The 19,170-nt window shown below is 63.5% G+C and carries 17 protein-coding genes; 10 read left to right on the top strand and 7 right to left on the bottom strand.

Annotated elements, in window-relative coordinates; genetic code table 11:
* Positions 1 to 359 precede the first annotated feature (359 nt).
* From BM031_RS23520 to BM031_RS23505, 5 genes are all read left to right on the top strand, one after another.
* Positions 360 to 3,011, top strand: coding sequence for a type VI secretion system Vgr family protein (locus BM031_RS23520; RefSeq protein WP_177207884.1), 2,652 nt, complete (start codon positions 360 to 362; stop codon positions 3,009 to 3,011).
* A 77-nt stretch (positions 3,012 to 3,088) separates the two neighbouring features.
* Complete coding sequence (locus BM031_RS23515) at positions 3,089 to 4,072, top strand: IS5 family transposase (protein ID WP_091877167.1); 984 nt, start codon at positions 3,089 to 3,091, stop codon at positions 4,070 to 4,072.
* 207 nt (positions 4,073 to 4,279) lie between these two features.
* Positions 4,280 to 4,981 (top strand): hypothetical protein, encoded by a 702-nt coding sequence (locus BM031_RS25340; protein ID WP_143084697.1) that lies wholly within the window; start codon positions 4,280 to 4,282, stop codon positions 4,979 to 4,981.
* Positions 4,982 to 5,064: 83 nt separating this feature from the next.
* A complete protein-coding gene (locus tag BM031_RS25335; RefSeq protein WP_143084696.1) occupies positions 5,065 to 5,433 on the top strand; it encodes a hypothetical protein in 369 nt (122 codons plus the stop codon).
* 50 nt (positions 5,434 to 5,483) lie between these two features.
* Entirely contained in the window at positions 5,484 to 5,762 is a 279-nt protein-coding gene (locus BM031_RS23505) for a PAAR domain-containing protein (RefSeq protein WP_091877163.1), read from the top strand.
* Between the two features lie 312 nt (positions 5,763 to 6,074).
* Here the strand turns inward: BM031_RS23505 and BM031_RS23500 are convergent, their stop codons facing one another.
* Genes BM031_RS23500 through BM031_RS23490 form a run of 3 tightly spaced genes read right to left on the bottom strand, consistent with a single transcriptional unit; the run spans position 6,075 to position 8,643 of the window.
* Complete coding sequence (locus BM031_RS23500; RefSeq protein WP_091877161.1) at positions 6,075 to 7,487, bottom strand: hypothetical protein; 1,413 nt, start codon at positions 7,485 to 7,487, stop codon at positions 6,075 to 6,077.
* Positions 7,484 to 8,242 carry an ABC transporter ATP-binding protein gene (locus BM031_RS23495; protein ID WP_229409168.1) on the bottom strand — a complete coding sequence of 253 codons (759 nt, stop codon included), beginning with the start codon at positions 8,240 to 8,242 and terminating at the stop codon, positions 7,484 to 7,486. The genes BM031_RS23500 and BM031_RS23495 overlap by 4 nt, the downstream gene beginning before the upstream one ends.
* Positions 8,239 to 8,643, bottom strand: coding sequence for a GntR family transcriptional regulator (locus BM031_RS23490; RefSeq protein ID WP_091877159.1), 405 nt, complete (start codon positions 8,641 to 8,643; stop codon positions 8,239 to 8,241). The genes BM031_RS23495 and BM031_RS23490 overlap by 4 nt, the downstream gene beginning before the upstream one ends.
* Positions 8,644 to 8,834: 191 nt before the next feature.
* Here BM031_RS23490 and BM031_RS23485 point away from each other — a divergent pair, with 191 nt between their 5' ends.
* On the top strand, positions 8,835 to 10,739 hold the full coding sequence (locus tag BM031_RS23485; RefSeq protein WP_177207883.1) for a sensor histidine kinase: 1,905 nt from the start codon (positions 8,835 to 8,837) through the stop codon (positions 10,737 to 10,739).
* Between the two features lie 170 nt (positions 10,740 to 10,909).
* On the opposite strand, the gene BM031_RS23480 is transcribed toward BM031_RS23485, so the two are convergent.
* The 4 genes from BM031_RS23480 to BM031_RS23465 all read right to left on the bottom strand — a co-directional run bounded on the left by BM031_RS23480 (position 10,910) and on the right by BM031_RS23465 (position 14,086).
* Positions 10,910 to 11,494, bottom strand: coding sequence for a TerD family protein (locus BM031_RS23480; RefSeq protein WP_091877155.1), 585 nt, complete (start codon positions 11,492 to 11,494; stop codon positions 10,910 to 10,912).
* 18 nt (positions 11,495 to 11,512) lie between these two features.
* Positions 11,513 to 12,208, bottom strand: coding sequence for a TIGR00266 family protein (locus BM031_RS23475; protein ID WP_091877153.1), 696 nt, complete (start codon positions 12,206 to 12,208; stop codon positions 11,513 to 11,515).
* A gap of 53 nt (positions 12,209 to 12,261) precedes the next feature.
* Positions 12,262 to 12,837, bottom strand: a complete 576-nt coding sequence (locus BM031_RS23470; protein ID WP_091877151.1) for a TerD family protein — start codon at positions 12,835 to 12,837, stop codon at positions 12,262 to 12,264.
* A 208-nt stretch (positions 12,838 to 13,045) separates the two neighbouring features.
* Complete coding sequence (locus BM031_RS23465) at positions 13,046 to 14,086, bottom strand: DUF475 domain-containing protein (protein WP_091877149.1); 1,041 nt, start codon at positions 14,084 to 14,086, stop codon at positions 13,046 to 13,048.
* Between the two features lie 134 nt (positions 14,087 to 14,220).
* Here BM031_RS23465 and nhaR point away from each other — a divergent pair, with 134 nt between their 5' ends.
* The 4 genes from nhaR to BM031_RS23445 all read left to right on the top strand — a co-directional run bounded on the left by nhaR (position 14,221) and on the right by BM031_RS23445 (position 19,030).
* A complete protein-coding gene (gene nhaR / locus BM031_RS23460; RefSeq protein ID WP_091877147.1) occupies positions 14,221 to 15,129 on the top strand; it encodes a transcriptional activator NhaR in 909 nt (302 codons plus the stop codon).
* 61 nt (positions 15,130 to 15,190) lie between these two features.
* The gene (locus BM031_RS23455) at positions 15,191 to 16,531 is read left to right on the top strand and encodes a hemolysin family protein (protein ID WP_091877145.1); all 1,341 of its coding nucleotides are present in this window, start codon (positions 15,191 to 15,193) and stop codon (positions 16,529 to 16,531) included.
* A gap of 104 nt (positions 16,532 to 16,635) precedes the next feature.
* A complete protein-coding gene (locus BM031_RS23450) occupies positions 16,636 to 17,451 on the top strand; it encodes an alpha/beta fold hydrolase (RefSeq protein ID WP_091877143.1) in 816 nt (271 codons plus the stop codon).
* Between the two features lie 4 nt (positions 17,452 to 17,455).
* Positions 17,456 to 19,030, top strand: coding sequence for a hybrid sensor histidine kinase/response regulator (locus BM031_RS23445; protein ID WP_091877140.1), 1,575 nt, complete (start codon positions 17,456 to 17,458; stop codon positions 19,028 to 19,030).
* Positions 19,031 to 19,170: the final 140 nt, after the last annotated feature.

Here is a 19,170-nt window from a genome sequence, read left to right as displayed (position 1 = left end):
AGCACCGGCAGGGCGGCGAACCACTTCTTGAAGCGGGGCGAACGCATGGGAGGCTCCGTCGGATGGCGATACGGTTTGGACCGTGGCGCAGCTCGACAGTTCAATCCTCATCCATAGCCAAGGGTGACAGCGCCCAAAGTTTTGCCTCGACATCGAACAGCTACGTGGCGCATTAGAATTATCTTTCATTCTTCGCGGGTGGGGCAATGGTCACATGGTCATTAGCTGCAAAGAAACGTTAGACCTGGCGCAGAGAATCGTGTTGAGCCGTAGCAAGCTCGACATGGCAACATGCAGGTAACGTGTCAGCTGACTATTTTTACATGCGCTCAGGCCAAGCGGCCATCTGGGGGATGTCAATGGGCGAAAGCCAGGTAATCGCGGTCGGCGCCGCACTGTCCGCATTCAGCTTCGCGTCGCAACATAACCGGCTCATGCAGCTCGATTTTCCGTTGAAGGATGGGCCGCCCGCGATCCTGCTCCCAAACAAGCTGGCTGCTCATGAGGAAGTCTCGCGCGGTTTCCGCTTCGACGTCGAGGTGCTGTCGGACGACCCGCGCATCCCGCTGAAAATAATGATGGGCCGGATGGTAACCCTCTCCCTAGTACGGGAGGACGGATCGCTGCGCTACTTCAACGGCTACATTACAGAGTTCCGTTTCCTGCGCACCGATGGCGGCTTCGCCTTCTACCAGATGGTGCTCGAACCGTGGCTCGCATTCGCCCGTCTACGGAAGGACAACAGGTCCTTCCACAACAAAAACGTGCTCGAGATTACCGAGGAAACACTGAAGCATTACCGCCAGGCCGACTGGCACATGTACAAGATTGACGATCCGAAGCTAACCATCGCCAACCAGTACAACGAGAGCGACTACAACCACCTGCACCGGCGCTGGGAAGCGCTCGGCCTGCACTACTGGTACGAACACAAATTCGACGGCCACAAGCTTATGATTTCGGACAACAGTTTCCTGTCCCAGCCGATCGATGAAGACGCCTATGTCATTTCGTTCCACGACGAGAGCGGCTCGCACGAGGACGACGGCATTCACGAATGGAGAGCTATCCGACGCATCGGTTCAGGAAAGACTACGTTGGCGACGTTCGACTACAAGAATCCCCGCGCGCAACGGGTGGAAGCCTCTTCAGTCAACCAGCAAGGCGATGTATTCCCCTACGAGATCTACGAGGACACTGGCGCCTATGGCTTCCGCTTGCATAATGACGGCGTACAGCTGGCGGCGCGGCGTATGGACGAAGCGGACAAGGACACGCAGTATTTCGAGGCAGTGGGCAACGAACGGTATGTGCTGTCCGGCCGCACGTTCAAGCTCGGCGGCCACTTCAGCGCCGAGCCGCGTTCGAATCGATACGACTCTGAAGCGCGCCGTGACATTGAAGACCGCTACTACTTGATCCTGTCCGCTGACCATGATGTATCCAATAACTACCAAGCTGGCCCCGGTAGTCCCTCGCACTACGAAAACCGCTTCACGTGCATTCGTCAGGACATCCGCTGGCGACCCGGTCGCAACTACAACAGCGAGCCGGCTATCTACGCGGGGCTGCATACGGCCATTGTCGTCGGTCCGGCCGGCGCCGATATCCACACGGACGGCTATGGGCGCGTCAAGCTGCAGCTTCACTGGGACCGGCTGGGCACTTACAACGAAAAAAGCTCGCCCTGGATCCGGGTGATGACGCCTGCGGCCGGCAGCGAATTCGGGCAGATCAGGTTGCCGCGCGTTGGTGAGGAAGTGGCCGTCGTTTACCCGAACGGGAACATCGACCACCCTCTAGTACTCGGGGCCCTCTACAACCAGACAAACATGCCGCCGTGGGCGCTGCCGGAGCAACAGTCGCTCGCCGGAATGCGTAGCCGCGAACTGGGTGGCGGAACGCGCGGGAATCATCTAGTCCTTGACGACACCAAGGAGATGATCCAGGTCCAGCTGAAGAGCGACCACCAGTGCAGCCAGCTGTCGCTCGGTCACATCACTCGCATTGAGGACAACGCAGGGCGCAGGGACAGGCGCGGGGAAGGCTGGGAGCTGCGCACCGATGGTCACGGTGTGGCACGTGCAGCCAAGGGGCTCCTGATCACGACCGAAGCGCGGCAGGCCGGGCGCGGGCCAATCAAGGACATGGGCGAAACATCGGATCGTCTCACAAACGCTGCTGAACAGCACCGATTGCTAGCGGACGTAGCGCAAAATAACGGTGCACAGGATGCGGGTAACAGCCAGGCGGACGTCGCGGCCGACCTCCAAGCGCAGACCAAAGCGGTGCGCGGCGCAGCCGCGGCTTCCGGCAGCTTCCCGGAATTGTCCTCTCCTCACCTTGTCATGGCCAGTCCAGTCGGCATCGCCACCACAAGTGGCCGTGACACCCATATCGTCAGCGAACGTCACACTGCGATCACCAGCGGGAAAGACGTTTCGCTAGTTGCCGGCACCAGCCTTTTTGCGAGCATTCGCCAAACCTTCCGGCTGTTCGTACAAAAGGCCGGAATGAAGCTTATTGCTGCCTCCGGCGACGTCGACATCCAAGCGCTGTCGAACAGTATCAAACTGTTGGCTAAGCTCGAAATTTTGGAGGAAGCGAATCGCATCACTATCAGTGCCAAGGATGAGGTGGTGATTAATGGCGGCGGTAGCTACGTCAAATTTCGTGCGGGCGCGATCGAGTTCGGCACAGCAGGCTCTTTCACCGCGCATGCTGCTACGCACAGCTTTACGAAGGCGAAGCATATGGAGGTAGCTTCAGCGTCTTCGGCGCTGACCGCCTCATCAACAGGCCAAAGTGCCGTCGCGCCCGAAACCGGTGATGCTTGGGTGGAATTTGAGTTGGTTGATCAAGACGGCCCTATTCCAGGCGAGCGATTTGTCCTGACTGACCCCGGTGGGGCTCAGCACTGCGGAAACGTCAACGAGCGCGGAGGGGCACGCATTGAGCGCTTGCCAGCGGGCCGTTGCAAGGTCGAATTCCCTGACCTAAGGAGGCACTGATTTATTCGCCGCCGACCGCTCCGGCGGCGCTGCCCGTCTGAGATAATTTCGCTTCACCCAACATCGCACTGTCGATCATGCAGAAGAGCTTCTCCGACCTCGAGTACGCCAACAAAAAGAAGCTGACGCGGCGCGACCGCTTTCTTGCAGAGATCGACAAGGCCACGCCGTGGGGCAAGCTGCATCAGGAAATCGAACCGTTTTACCCGAAGGTCAAGGGCGCTGGCCGTCCGCCGATTGGGCTGGCCCGCATGCTGCGCATGTACGTGGCCCAACAATGCTTTGGCCTGTCGGATGAAGGCATTGAGGACGCGATCTACGACAGCCAAGCGATTCGTGGTTTCGTTGGCATCGATCTCAACCGGGAGTCCGCGCCCGACGCGACGACACTGCTGAAGTTTCGGCATCTGCTTGAGGCCAATGGACTGACCAAGAAGATCTTCGACACCATCAACGGTCATCTTGCCGAGAAAGGTTTGATGATGCGCGAGGGGACGATCGTCGATGCCACGCTGATCGCTGCGCCACCGTCGACGAAGAACAAAGACGGAGAGCGCGATCCGGAAATGCACCAGTCGAAGAAGGGTAACGATTGGCACTTTGGGATGAAAGCCCACGTGGGCGTGGATGCCGCGTCGGGTCTTGTGCACACCGTCATCGGCACCGCTGGCAACGTCTCTGACGTCACCCAGGCCGGCGCGCTGCTGCACGGCGACGAATCTGCGGCGTTTGGCGATGCTGGCTACCAAGGCGTCGAAAAGCGTCCGGAAAATCAAGGCAACTCGGTCACCTGGCATGTCGCACTAAAGCGCTCGAAACGGAAGGCGCTGCCAAAGAACAAGCTTGGGCGCATGCGCGAAAAACTGCAGCATCTCAAAGCCAGCGTGCGAGCGAAAGTCGAGCATCCGTTCCATGTCCTCAAGAACCTGTTCCGTCATCGGAAGACGCGTTATCGTGGCCTGGCCAAAAACACTGCTCAGCTGTTCACGCTGTTTGGTTTCGCCAATCTGGTGCTGGCCGGCCGGCGATTTACGATCACTGAATCCCGACGTGCGTCCTGAGCGCCGAAAGGCGTAAAGAAACTGGCCAATTTGCTGAAAAATCGGCTGTCCCCAACGACAAAAAGCGCATCTCAAAATGCCGGGGCGGCTTTGCCGCCAAAAACTGGGAGCGCGCTGAAAATCCTCAATTGATCAGCGCTTCCCTAAGTTATTCGATAGAAGTAGAGACTACTTAAACTTTCTTACCTTTTCGCGAATGACCTTGCGATGCCAAAACTCGAACAACCAAACGAGAAGCTTAAAGCCGGGGTAGCGATCCTGACAAACGAGGTCACAACTCTTCAGGTAAAAGCGCCCTCGATCGAGATTCTTATCGGGGGACCGTATCGAGGGAAAGACGGCGAAATGCACACTTATGGACACGCTGCCCTTCGCGTTATCACTGCGACTCAAGAGAGAATTTATGACTTCGGCCGTTACGGCGCAACAACTGGTGAGTTCGGAGCAGAAGGCGAGGGAATTCTTCGGGTATGGGACAAGTTCGATCCGTACATTGCAGGCGAAAACAGTTATGGCCGCGCCACAAAAGGTTTTACTTACTTGATACCGAATGATAAGGCAGAGGCGGTCATTAATTATTACGAGAGCATCACAGCCAAGGCGACAATTCGGCGAACAAAACATCCGAACCAAAAGGAATACAAGCTACCAACCCCCTACCATGCGCTTAGCAAGAACTGCGCGACAGTCACTCTAGACGGGGCCCGGCTTGGCCTACCTGGCATTGAGGCAGGACAAGAACGTTTAAATGAGGGACGTGGATTAGGAACCTCAGAAAAGATGGCGGCCCGAGCCCGGAACTTTGGAGCTTGGCCTTCGAAGATCTTTATGCCTGCTGACGTTCAAGCTATGCTTGAGGGGAACAAGGCTCTTCCGCCCAGAAAAGTAACAACATACGGAAAACGATGATGAGAAAGCTTGCGACTATAGCAACAATCACATCAGCGTGCATCCTTCTGGCATACGTAATTTTATCAACTGGAGTGTCATCCATGACGTCGAAAAAAGCATTCACGATCGAAGAGCCACTTCTGATCGGGGGTGAGCAACAGAAAACATATTCTCTGCTTCCGGCTGGATCGGTACTTTATCTTGATAAAAGCTGGCCAGAAGGGCATCAGACTTTTCACGTCTATTTTCACTTCAAGGGTGACTTCAAGGCGGCGCCTGCAGATCCGAAAACAATTTCACCTCTTTGGCTGAGAACTGTAGATCGTGAAGAGTTACCAAAATTGCTTAATGAATATCCGCTAAGCAAGCAGGAACTTACAACGATTTTGCGTACCAGAGGCGTGACCAAGGTTGAATTGACACAAATTCTGCGTGAATGGCCGGAAGAACAAAGCGCACCCAATCCTTAACACAAAGATACTCCACAGGGACAACGATACTCGCCCGAAATGGAGGCGCCATGCCCCTGAAAATCATAACGGTTGGCGACAAGACTGATCATGGTGGAACGGTCATTAGTGGCTCGCCTAATCACGAGATTCGGGGGCGCGCAATCGCGAGGCTAGGGGATAAGGTGGATTGTCCGCAAGTCTACCCTGGAGGCAGGCCGCATGGCGTCAACAAGATTGTTACTGCCGCCAAGTCCTTCACCGCTGACGGCGTACCGGTGGCGGTCGAAGGCTGCACGACAGAATGTGGTTGCAAGCTGATCGGCAGCCAGCCGGTCAGTGTCGGCTAGCAGCAAGCTGGCGCCAGATTGTCCAAAAACAGGCTGCATTCGCTTACAGTTGTACAAGCCGGCGATGTATCTGGTCACGTCAAGACTGGCTTCCGCGTCATTCGCATGATTGCGCTGAGAGACACGCTCCAATTTCCGGTTCAGGCAGAAGCGTTGAGCGACCCGGTTATCCAAGCAGTTACATTACAGCTCATGCCGCAGACGAAGCCATATTCGTCATGTACGTGTTCGCCACCGCCTTCGGCTTGCTGGTGCTCGGCAAGAAACAGCCGGCCGGCGCCGCGGCGCCGACCTCGGCCTGAGCCTGTCCGCTTAATCCATCCGGGCCGCCGGGAAGGCAAACGGCGCGGCGGCCATGATGCGCATGCCGCGCTGCACCAGCACGGCGGCCGAGACCATGCTCAGCACGGCCGCCACCGGCAACGCCGGCAGGCCGGCGTTGCGTGCCGAGAAGCCGAGCAGCAGGTCCATGTTGGCCGACACCAGCACCACGACCACGGCCAGGAAGGCGGCCAGCGGCGCGCGCCGTGCGTGGTTACGCAGCGGCGCGGCGACCAGCGGCAGCAGCAGGCAGCAGGCGCAGGCCAGGTTGAACAGGGTGGTGGCGCTGGCGCCGCCCAGCGCGGTCAAGGCCAGCGCCGCGCCTGAGGCGATGGCCCAGGATGCGAGGGCATGCAGCAGCAGCGCCCGTCCCAGGTGGCGGTTGAAGGCCGGCGCGCTGCCGGGCATGGCCGGCGCCAGGCGCAGCAAGGCCTGCTCGCCCGGATGCGCCGCCACCTGCCCGTCCAGGCGCACGATGGTGGAGAAAGGCACGATCAGCAGGGTGCAGGCCAGCAGCCAGCCGATCCCGCCCAATACGTCGGTGCCGGTTTGCCAGGTGGCGAACACGCTGATGCACGCCACCACGCAGGCCATCAGTCCCAGCGCGAGCACCAGTTCGCCTAGGTGGTGGGCCGGGCCCAGCGCATGCAGCACCAGCTTGTGTGCGTCGCGGCGGGCGCTGTCGCGGCGCAGCGACGCGGCATACCATTTGTTCGCCTGGCGGCCACCCATCTGGTCGAGCAGCGGATCGCGCTTGCCGGTTTCGCCCACCAGGCGGGTGCGCCGGCCGATCATGCGCCAGTGGCGCTCGCCGCCTTCGGGGAAGATGTCGCGCGCCACGACGACGATGATGGCCGCGTACAGCAGCAGCGCCAGCACCAGCCCCGGCAGCGACGAGAGCAGCGACTGCACCACCGGCGGCAGGTCGCCGAGGAAGGCCGAACCGAAGAACGAGGCGGCGATCACCGGCCACCCGGCCTGGTGACCGGCCGCGCCCAGGGCGGCGCCCAGCGTGAACGTCACCAGCATGATTAACCAGACGCCCACCCTGCCCGGATCGGCATACGGCGCCAGCGCGATCCCGGCCACCGGGAGGAACCACACGATGCAGGCCAGCTCCACCAGGCGCCGGCGCATGCCGGGCACCAGTTTCGCGTTCGCCGGCGAATTGAGCTTGACTGCGCCGGGCACGAAGCGCCAGGCCCACGACAGCAGGACGACGGCGCATCCCACGCACCAGGCCAGCACCAGTGCCGCAGCCGCGCCGCGGGTAGCCCAGGCGGCAGCGGCGACGATCAAGGCCAGCAAGGGCGCGCCCCAGCGGATGATCGCCGACAGGCGCGGATTGGCGTGGGTGACCGCGGCCTGCCACAGCAGCGAATAGTCGCGCAGGCGGGCGTTCATTGGGTCACCTTGATGAACAGGTCTTCCAGGCTGACCGGCCCGGCGCGCCGGCCGCCGGCCGCATCGGCCACGCCGCGCGCGCCTTCCAGCAAGTCGTCGAGCGGGCCTTGCAGCGCGATGCGGCCGTCCTTGAGGAAGGCGACGTCCAGCGCCACCCGTTCCAGGTCGGTCAGGATGTGGGTCGAGAACACCACCGTGGTGCCGCGGTCGATCACGCCGTCCACCAGTTCGGCCAGGAACAGGCGGCGCCCGGCCGGGTCGAGGGCCGACACCGGCTCGTCCAGCGCCAGCAGCTCCGGGTCATGCGCGAGCGCGCGGATGATCGCCAGGCGCTGCTGCTCGCCGCCCGAGAGGCGGCCGATCGGCTTGGCCAGCATCAGCGCGTCGAACCCCCAGCGCTCCAGCAGCGCGTCGACTTTCACCGTGTTCCAGCGTGGGTACAGGGCCTTGAAGTAGTCCAGCATCTGCACCGGCGTCATCCACTCGAACAGGCCGTGCTTCTGCGGCACGTAGCCGATCCGGGCGCGGGTCGCGTCGGACAGGGCGGCGACGTCTTCGCCGAACAGGCGCACGCTGCCGGCGTCGGGCTCGCGCAAGCCGAGCAGGCATTCCATCAGGGTCGACTTGCCGGCGCCGTTGCGGCCCAGCAAGCCGATGACCTGGCCCTGCCCGACTTCCCAGTTCAGGTTGTTCAGGACGATGGCGCTGCCAAAATGCTTGGCCACGCCGTGCATCTGGATGATGGGTGCGTTCACGGTGCTTCCTTCAGGATGAGGGTGAAAAGGGAAATTGCGGTGTCGGGATCGAGTTCGAGCTCGCGCGCTTCGCGTGCGGCGCGCTCCAGGGTCGGGCGCAGCAGCGCGGCGCGTTCGGCGGCGCTGCGGCTGCGGCTGGCCTGTGGCCGGTCGGCCACCACCATGCCCAGGCCGCGCCGGCGCGCCAGCAGGCCCTCGGCTTCGAGCAGGCTGTAGGCCTTGGACACGGTCATCGGGTTCACGGCCAGCGACTGCGCCACCTCGCGCACCGAGGGCAGCTCGGCGCCGGCCGCCATCTGGCCGCCTGCGACCAGGCGCCGCACCTGCTCGACCAGCTGCCGGTAAATCGGCTCGGTCGATCCTGGCGTGATCGAGAACTGCAGGGGTAGATGATTGCTCATGGGCCTTGGGTGCGTATATGTGTATTAATTGAGTAATACAGTACGCCGGGCGGCGCAGGCTGTCAAGCGCCGGGCGCAAACAATGCACCGCGGATATGTTCTATGAATATGGAATATGTGACATGATTCGCCCCCCACCGCAGCCTTGCCGCCGGTCCCGCACCAACATCATCGAACAAGAACAAGACATCATGTTGCCCACTGCAGACATAGCGGCCGCCGCCGGCGCGGCCCTCCCCGCCAATCCCCAGCAGCGTTTCCGCGAACTGTTCGAACAGTCGCCGGTCAGCCTCCAGATCCTCGACCCGCAGGGCTACACCGTCAGCGTGAACAAGGCCTGGGAACAGCTGTGGCACATCTTCGACGGCAGCGAGTTGAAGCGCCAGATCATGGAACGGGAATACAACGTCCTGTACGACCCGCAACTGGTCGCGGCCGGCATCGCGGCCTACCTGCGGCGCGCGATCGAAGGCGAGTCGGTCGAGATCCCGGCGATCCACTACGACACCGCGGCGCTGGGCCAGCCCGGCCGCGCGCGCTGGGTCACGGCGCGCGCCCACCCGATCAAGGACAGCGCCGGCCAGGTGGTCGAGGTCATGCTCATGCACGAAGACATCACCGCCCGCGTCGAAGCCGAAACCGCGCTGCGCGAACGCGAGGAGCGTTTCCGCTCGCTTGCCATGGCGACCTCGCAGATGATCTGGACGCATACGCCGGACGGCGGCATCGTCGAGGACTCGCCCTCGTGGCGTGCCTTCACCGGCCAGACCCAGGCCGAACTGATGGAACACGGCTATTTCGGCGCACTGCATCCGGACGACCGCGCCCGCACCGAACAGGTATGGACCGCCTGCGTGGCCTCGCGCTCGGTCTACGAAACCACCTACCGCCTGCGCCGCGCCGACGGCATGTACCGCTGGACCGCGGCCAAGGGCATCCCGGTGCTGGACGCCGGCGGCGCCGTGCGCGAATGGGTGGGCGCCAACCGCGACATCCACGACAGCGTGATGGAACAGGAAGGCCTGGCGCAGCGCCTGGACCGCGAACAGCGCCAGTCGGCGCTGCTGGCCAAGGTGGCGAGTGCCTCGCGCACGCTGCATGCGGCGCTCTCCAGCGACGCGCTGGCCGAGGCGCTGGCGCAGGAAGTGCGCGCCATCCTCGGCGCCGCGCAGGTCGAGGTGACGCTGGCGGGCCAGGACGGCCAGGCCTCAGCCGGCGCCCTGCCTCCGTGCGCGCCCGGCAGCCTGGCCGTGCCGCTGTCCGACCGCAGCGGCCGCCGGATCGGTGTTATCCGGGTGGCGGACAAGGCCGGCGGCGCATTCGACGCCCAGGACGAAGCCATCCTGGTGCAGCTGGCCGCGATCGCGGCGACCGGTTTCGAGAACGCCCAGCTGTATGGCTCACTGCGCGAACAGGACCGGCGCAAGGACGAATTCCTCGCCATGCTGGCGCACGAACTGCGCAACCCGCTGGCGCCGATCGCGTCCGCGGCCGAAGTGCTGAAACTGGTGGCCTGCCCGGACCGGATCCGCGTCTCGAGCGAGGTAATCGGCCGCCAGGTGCGGCACATGACGGCGCTGGTGAACGACCTGCTCGACGTCTCGCGGGTGACGCGCGGGCTGATCAAGCTGGACCGCGCCATCGTCGATATCGCATCGATCGTCGACAGCGCGGTGGAACAGGCGCGGCCGCTGGTGGCGCTGCGCGGGCATGCGTTCACGGTCGAGATGCAGGCCCCCGGCGCGCGCGTCGACGGCGACGCCACCCGCCTGGTCCAGGTGATCGCGAACCTGCTCAACAATGCCGCCAAATACACGCCGCGCGGCGGCAGCATCGTGCTGCGCGTGGCGCGCATGGATGCCCGGGTGGCGCTCAGCGTGACCGACGACGGGATCGGCATCGGGCCGGAACTGCTGCCGCAGGTGTTCGACCTGTTCACCCAGGCCGAACGCACGCCTGACCGCTCGCAAGGCGGGCTCGGGATCGGGCTGGCGCTGGTGCGCACCATGGTGGCGCTGCACGGCGGCGAGGTGCGGGCCGAGAGCGATGGTGCTGGTAGCGGCAGCACGTTTACCGTGTGGCTGCCGCTCGCGTGAGCGGCAAAAAGAGCCGGGCTTGTCCCAATGCCGTCGAGTCAGGCGGAATGCATTCTTTTGTTAACGTAAAAACGTCGTTCCGGCCTTCGCCGGAACGACGTGCATATTGCAACTTAACTGGACAGCAGTACCGGACAAGCCCGGCTCTTTCCATCCACGGCTGCGGCAGATTACAGATGCGGCGTAATCAGCGGCATCAGGTCGTCAAACGTGCGGCCGGAGCCGTTTTCGCCGATCGCGTGCATCTTCCACTCGCCGCCATGGCGGTACAGCTTGGCCATGATCTGGGCGGTGTGCGAACCCTGGACCGACAGGTTGAAGCGCGCCACTTCCTGGTTGTTGCCCGCGTTGATCAGGCGGCAGTAGGCGTTTTCCACGGTCGAGAAGTTCTGGCCGGTGAAGCTGTTCACGGTGAACACCAGCGACTTGACGGTGCTTGGGACGCGCGACAGGTCGACCGAGATCTGCTCGTCGTCGCCGTCGCCGGCGCCGGTGCGGTTGTCACCGGTGTGGGTGATGCTGCCGTCCTTGCTCTTGAGCTGGCGGAACCACACGGTATCGATCGCGCGGTTCGATTCGTCGAACATCACCACCGATGCGTCGAGGTCGACCGCGTCGCCCTTGCCGCCGCCGAAGCCGAAGAAGCCCTTCGACTTGGCCACGTCCCAGCCCAGGCCCATGGTCACGCGCGACAGTGCGCCGCCGGCTTCCTTGTCGAGCGAGATCTTCTGGCCCTTTTGCAGATTGACTGACATAGTTGTATATCTCCTTGTTTAGCGCGCAGGCTGCTGCATCCAGGCTTTGAATGCGTTGCGGTTGCGCGAACATACATAAACCTTCCCTTTGCCCGAGAAGCGCAATACCATGCCCTCGCCGCTGGTCTGGCTGTTGATCAGGTTGCCCAGGAAGCCGCCGCTGGTACCGGTCGTGATCGAGATCTCGTAGCGCAGGGTGCTGTCCCAGCACACGACGTGCGCGTTGTCGATGATCGCGTCCTTGCCCGGCTCGACGTCCAGCATCGACATCGACCCGAAACCCGACACCACCACCTGGCCGCTGCCGCCGGTCTCGGTGACGAAGAAGCCGCCACTTTGCGCGAACAGCGCATTGCCGAGGCTCTGGGTGCGCACCTTCAGCTCGACGCCGTTGGTGGCCGCGACGAAGGCGCCGTCGCTGATGATGTAGTTGTTCGGGCCGACGTCGACCACCTGCATCGCGCCCGGCAGGGTTGGGGACAGCAGGCAGTCGCCGTCGCCGCGGGTCGCTTCGATATGCTGCTGGAAGAACGACTCGCCGTTGGCGAAGGTGCGCATCAGCGCGCTGCCCAGGCCACCCTTCATCTTGCCCTTCAGGTCGAGCGTCGACTCCATCATCACCATCGCATCCGATTCGCAATAGATGGTTTCGCCGCGTCGCATCGAGACATGCAGGAAGGGATCGACGTCCCCGGTCACGGTAAATACTGGCATTTGGACTCCCTGGTATTCGGTGCGGCCCGCGCATCGGCGGGCCGCACATCTGTTTAAACGTTGACGCCGTAGTTCTTGGCGAGTGGCCCCAGGCCGCCCGCGAAACCCTGGCCGATGGCGCGGAATTTCCAGTCCGCGCCGTTACGATACACCTCGCCGAAGATCATCGCAGCTTCCGTCGAGCTGTCTTCCGACAGGTCGTAGCGCGCGATCTCGGCGTTGCTGGCGCCGTTGACGCAGCGGATGAAGGCCTTGCCGACCATGCCGAAGTTCTGGCGGCGGGCCTCGGCGTCGTGGATGGTCACGCCCAGCACGACCTTGTCGACGTCGGCCGGTACCTTGGTCAGGTCGATCGTGACGCTTTCGTCGTCGCCTTCGCCCTGGCCGGTGGTGTTGTCGCCCGAGTGGACCACCGAACCGTCGGTCGATTTCAGGTTGTTGTAGAAGATGAAGTCGCTATCCGATCGAACCTTGCCCGACGAATTGAGCAGGAACACCGCACCGTCGAGGTCGAACGCTGCGCCGTCGGTGGCGCGGGTGTCCCAACCGAGGCCGACCTTCAGCTGGGTCAGGCCAGGAGCTTCTTTCGACAGGTTGACGTTGCCGCCTTTTTGCAGACTGATTGCCATGATTGTGACTCTCCTAAAAATTACTGCTTTGAACACCGGGGTATGACGCACAGCGAGCTGGTGTTCTGCCGCTCGCCGTGCGGTTCCTTACACATGCACATCGCCCGTCGTAGGGCGGTCGGCTTGCCGACCGCGCGTTCAACCAGCTCGTGCATGACTACTTAACTCTTGCCTATCACCGCGCGGACGGCGGAGCCGTCCACCCTACTTATGCAACTGCGTGTTTCTTCTTGTGCTGCAGCGAGCTCCACAGCGAAGCCGCGATGAAGGCCACACCGATCAGGCCCGTGAACAGCTCAGGCACGTGGTACTTCATACTCACCAGCATGATCACGGCCAGGATGCCGATCGCGTAGTGCGCGCCGTGCTCCAGGTAGACGTATTCATCCAGCGTGCCCTGGCGCACCAGGTAGACCGTCATCGAACGCACGAACATCGCGCCGATCGCCAGGCCCAGCATGATGATCACGACGTCCTGGGTGATCGCGAAGGCGCCGATCACGCCGTCGAAGCTGAACGAAGCATCCAGCACTTCGAGGTACAGGAAGCCGCCGATACCGCCCTTCTTGACCATGTCGCCGACGTTGCTGTTTTCATCCGACTCGCTCTTTTCCAGCAGGCTGCTGAGCATGTCGACACCGATGTAGACCACGATGCCCCACAGGCCGGCCATCAGCACGACCATCTTCTGCGCTTCTTCAACCCAGCCCATGGCGAACATCAGCGCGGCCAGCGCGATGAGCACGGCGATCGACGACACCTTGCCGAGCGAAGCGATCTTGCGCTCGAAGTTGCCGAGCCAGTGGGCTTCTTTTTCATCGTCGAGCAGGAAGTTCAGGAACACCAGTAGCAGGAACATGCCGCCGAAGGCCGCCACTTCCGCGTGGTGGTTGGTCAGGTGGGTCGAGAAGCCTTTCGGATCGGTCAGCGCCAGGTTCCACACCTCGGTCATGCCCAGGTCGGCCGCGACGGCGACGATCACCAGCGGGAACACCAGGCGCATGCCGAACACGGCGATGATCATGCCCAGGCCCAGGAACAGCTTGAGCCAGAACTCGTTCCAGCCCTTCAGGACCGACGCGTTGACCACCGCGTTGTCGAACGACAGCGATACTTCCATCACCGACAGGATGGCGGTGACGCCCAGTGCGGTCAGCATGCCGGACACGCCGCCATGGTCGTAGCCCCACCAGCCCGCCAGGGCCATACAGATCGCGGTCACGACAAATGACCAGGTAAAGTGTTTCATCCTTGTGTTCCCCTCTTGTTAAAAAGCTTCATTGTGAGCTTCTTGTTGTTGAATTGACAGACCGCAGTATGGGGCCATGCAAGATATTGAAAAAGCGAAGATAATCGAAGACTTACTTCGTAAAAACAGAATAAATGAACCACAGCCCCACGAATTTTCGCCACCTTTACTACTTTTGGGTAGTTGCCAAGGAAGGCAGCATCACCCGCGCCGCCGAGCGCCTGGGACTGGCGATCCAGACCGTCAGCACCCAGCTGGCCCAGCTGGAGCAATCCATGGGCAAGGCCCTGTTCACCCAGCAGGGCCGGCGCCTGAATCTTACCGAGGCCGGAAGGCTGGCGCTATCCTACGCCGACCAGATTTTTTTGCTGGGCGAACAAATGCAGGAAGCGCTGGCCGAGGCCGACAGCGCGCGCACCCGCCTGACGGTGGGCATTTCCGATTCGCTGCCCAAGCTGACCGCCTACCGCCTGCTGGAGATTGCCACACAGTTGCCGCGCCCGGTGCGCCTGGTGTGCTACGAAGGCGAATTCGACGAACTGCTGGCCGACCTGGCCCTGCACAAGCTCGACGTCGTGCTGACCGACCGCGCGGTGCGCTCGGGCACCACCTTGCGCGTGTTCAGCCACCTGCTGTCGGACAGCGAGACCATCGTCGTGGGCAACCCGGCGCTGGCGGAGATCTGGGGCCGGGAGTTCCCGCGTTCGCTGAATGGCGCGCCGTTCCTGCTTCCGACACGCAATAATGCCCTGCGCGGCAAGATCGACGAATGGTTCGAGCTCAGCGGAGTGCGTCCCGACGTGGTCGGCGAGTTCGAGGACAACGCCCTGCTCAATACCTTCGGGCGGCGCGGCCTGGGCCTGTTCTTCGCCCCGGCGGCCCTGGCCCACGACATCGAGGAACAGTTCGGCGCGCTGCTGGTGGGCCGGGTACCTCAGGTACGCGAGCACTTCTATGCGGTCTCGAGCGAACGCAAGATCAAGCACCCGGCGGTGGAAGCCATCCTGTCGGCGGTACACAAGGGCATCCTCGCCGGGACGTAGGCGGCGCGCAGGACAGGTACAATGGCAGCGGCTATTGCCTTTTTTTAACTTATTCTCTTCAATGGAAAACTTTTTATTCGTCGTTCTCGCCCTGTTCCTGGTGGCGCTGAACGGCTTCTACGTGGCGGCTGAATTCAGCATCGTCACGTTGCGCAAGACCCGCGTGCGCGCCATCGCGAAAACCTCCGGCCTGCGCGGCCGCATCCTGGGCAAGGTCCACGACCAGCTCGACGCCTACCTTTCCGCCTGCCAGCTCGGCATCACCCTGGCTTCGCTGGGCCTGGGCTGGGTCGGCGAGCCGGCCTTCGCCAGCCTGCTCGAACCCGTGTTCGCCATGCTGGGCGTGACCTCGCCCGAACTGATCCACGGCGTGTCCTTCGTGGTGGCCTTCTCGGTGATCTCCTTCCTGCACATCGTGGTCGGCGAACTGGCCCCGAAGTCGCTAGCGATCCGCCTGCCGGAAGACGTGGCGCTGTGGACCGCGATCCCGCTGTACGCGTTCTACTGGTCGATGTACCCGGCCATCGCCCTGCTCAATGCCAGCGCCAACATGGTGCTGCGCATCGCCGGCCTGGCCGGCGCCGGCGGCCACGACACCCATTATTCGACCGATGAACTCAAACTCATCCTGCGCACCAGCAAGCCGGGCGAGAAGTTCACCACCGACGAGCGCAACATCCTGGCCCAGTCGCTCGACTTCAGCCAGCTGGCGGTGTCGGACCTGATGCGCCCGATTAACGAGGTGAGCGCGCTGTACGCCAGCCGCACGCTGGAAGAAAACATGGAGACGGTGCGCCGCAACCGCTTCTCGCGCTATCCCTACTTCGACAAGGAAGGCGAGGAGGTGCTCGGCGTGATCCACCTGAAGGACCTGTTCTTCGCCCAGCAGGCCGGACGCGCCATCACCGACCTGACCCAGCACCTGCGCCCGGTCGAGACCATCTCGGCGCGCACCCCGGCCCAGGACATCTTCCGGCGCTTCCGCGGCGGCGCTCCGCACTTCGCGCTGATCGGCGAAAAGGGCAAGCGCCCGGTCGGCTTCATCACGCTCGACAACCTGCTCGGCGCGATGGTGGGCGAGATCCGCGACGAGTTCCGCATGAACGAGAACGACTGGATGGCCCAGCCCGACGGCACCTGGATCGGCAAGGCCAGCCTGCCGATCTTCTCGCTCGAGCGCCTGCTCGGGATCGACATCGACAACGAAGAGATGGGGCTGGACGACGTCGAATCGGTGGGTGGCCTCCTGATGGAAAAACTGGGCGATATCCCCAAGCAGGGCCAGCGTATCAGCTTCCCGCAGTTCGACGTGGTGGTGAAGAAAATGAACGGCCCGCGCATCCTGCTGGTGAAGGTGCTGCCGCGCGTGGATCGCGACGGCGAGGACGAGGACCACGATTGACATTGTTGTTGCGCATGCAATATTACTAGCGCATACTGGCGGCTGCCGGGAATCTCCCGCGCGGCCGTTCCTCATTCAGCTTTCCGCACCCACCAGGAGCCACCATGTCTGTGCAAGCCCGGAACAACGTGCGCGTGAGCGGCACCGGTGGCGCGACCCTGGTGTTCTCCCACGGTTTCGGCTGCGACCAGGCGATGTGGCGCTTCATGGCGCCGGCCTTCGAAGAGCGCTTCCGCGTCATCACCTATGACCTGGTGGGCAGCGGCCGGTCCGACCTCTCGGCCTACGAGCGCGAGCGCTACGCCACCCTGCACGGCTACGCCGACGACCTGCTCGAGCTGCTCGACGAATGCGCGACCGGCCCGGTGATCCTGGTCGGCCACTCGGTGAGCAGCATGATCGGCATGCTGGCCACCATCAAGGCGCCGCAGCGCTTCTTGGCGCAGGTGATGGTGGCGCCGTCGGCCTGCTACATCAACGATCGCGACAGCTTCCCCGGCTACCAGGGCGGCTTCGAGCGCAGCGACATCGACGAACTGCTCGAGACCATGGAAGCAAATTACCTCGGGTGGTCGAGCAGCCTGGCGCCGGCCATCATGGGCGCGCCGGAACGCCTCACCCTGCGCGAAGAACTCACTGACAGCTTCTGCCGCAACGATCCCGACATCGCCAAGCACTTCGCGCGCGTGACCTTTTTATCCGACCACCGCGCCGACGTGCCGCTGTGCACCACGCCAACCCTGGTCCTGCAGTGCAGCGACGACCTGATCGCCCCCTTGAGCGCGGGCGGCTTCCTGCACCAGAACCTGGCGCGCGCCGAACTGCACATCATCGACAATATCGGCCACTGCCCGCACATGAGCGCGCCCACCGCCAGTTCGCAGGCCATCGACGCCTTCCTGGCGGCGACGCTGGACTGACGGCATGGCCGGCGCCCTCCTCGACGCGGACGCCTTGTACGACCAAGCGCCCTGCGCCCTGCTGGTGGCCGACGCCGACGGCCTGCTGCTGCGCGCCAACGCCACCGCCTGCAGCTGGCTCGGCTTCTCGCCGCCCGAGCTGGTCGGCAAGGTCCGCATCCAGGAACTGATGACGGTCGGCGCCCGCCTGTTCCACCACACCCACTGCCAGCCGGTGCTGCAGGTGCGCGGCTCGGTGGCCGAACTCCAGATCGACCTGCGCCACCGCGACGGCACCCGCCTGCCGATGCTGGTCAATATCGTACGCCGCCGCGACGGCGCGCTGGTGCGCGACCAGTGGGCCCTGTTCATGGCCACCGAACGCCAGTCCTACGAGCGCGAGCTGCGCAACGCGCGCAAGGCCGCCGAGGAAGCGCTGGAAGCGCGCCGCGGCGCCGAAAGCCAGCTGCAGGCCGTGAACGCGGCGCTGTCGGCGGCCGACCGGCGCAAGGACGAATTCCTGGCCACGCTGTCGCACGAGCTGCGCAACCCGCTGGCGCCGATGCGCAGCGCGCTCGAGGTGCTGCGCCTCACGGTCGGCGCCGAAGGGGCCAATCCGCGCCTGCTGTCGGTATTCGACCGCCAGCTGCACCACCTGACCCACCTGGTCGACGACCTGATGGAAGTCTCGCGCATCACCCAGGACAAGATGGAACTGCGGCGCGAAGCGCTCGACCTGGCCGCGCTGGCGCGCGCCGCGGTGCTCGACACCGCCGGCCTGATGGACCACGCCCGGCACCACCTGCAGCTCGACCTGCCGCCGCTGCCGGTCACGGTCGACGCCGATCCGACGCGGATCAGCCAGGTGCTGGTCAACCTGCTCACCAACGCCGCCAAGTACACGCCGGACGGCGGGCGCATCGTGCTCTCGCTCACCTGCGAGGACGGCGAGGCGGTGCTGGCGGTGGTGGATAACGGCATCGGCCTGCCGGCGCACGCGCTGGCCACCGTGTTCGACATGTTCTCGCAGCTGGAGCCGGCGCTGGAACGCTCGCGCGGCGGCCTGGGGATCGGCCTGGCGCTGGTGCGCGGCATCGTCGAGCTGCACGGCGGCGCCATCGAAGCGCACAGCGAGGGCGAAGGCAGGGGCAGCTGCTTCAGGGTGCGCCTGCCGCTGGCGCAGGCGGTCGCCGCGCCGGCGCCGGTGCTGGCGTCGATGCCGGCGCCATCGCGCATCCTGGTGGTGGACGACAATGCCGACGCCGCCGAGATGCTGCTGATGGCGCTCGAGCTGTTCGGCTGCGAAGTGCGCACCGCCCACAGCGCCACCGCCGCGCTGGCGATGGTGGCGGACTTCGCCCCCGAAGTCGCCCTGCTCGACATCGGCCTGCCCGACCTGAACGGCTACGAACTGGCGCGCCGCCTGCGCGCGATGGAGGGCGGCCGCAGCATGCGCCTGATCGCCGCCACCGGCTGGGGCCAGGAAAAAGACCGCCAGCGCGCCTTCGACGCCGGCTTCGACCACCACCTCACCAAGCCCATCGACTTCGAGCGCCTGCGCAGCGTGCTCGCCCCGCAAGCGCCCGCCGACCATGGCTAACCCTTCCCCCCAATCACTTCGGGGTCAGGTCTGACATTTGGACACGGGCTCGACCTTGGAAGCATGAAAACGCCGTCGTTCCTGGAAAAAGCGATCATCCAGCCCTGTTGCTGGGCCAGTGCCGGAATAACGGCTGAGCT

The sequence above is a fragment of the Massilia yuzhufengensis genome, from assembly GCF_900112225.1.
Lineage (GTDB): Bacteria > Pseudomonadota > Gammaproteobacteria > Burkholderiales > Burkholderiaceae_D > Telluria > Telluria yuzhufengensis.
This window is presented reverse-complemented; position numbering and strand designations above follow the sequence as displayed.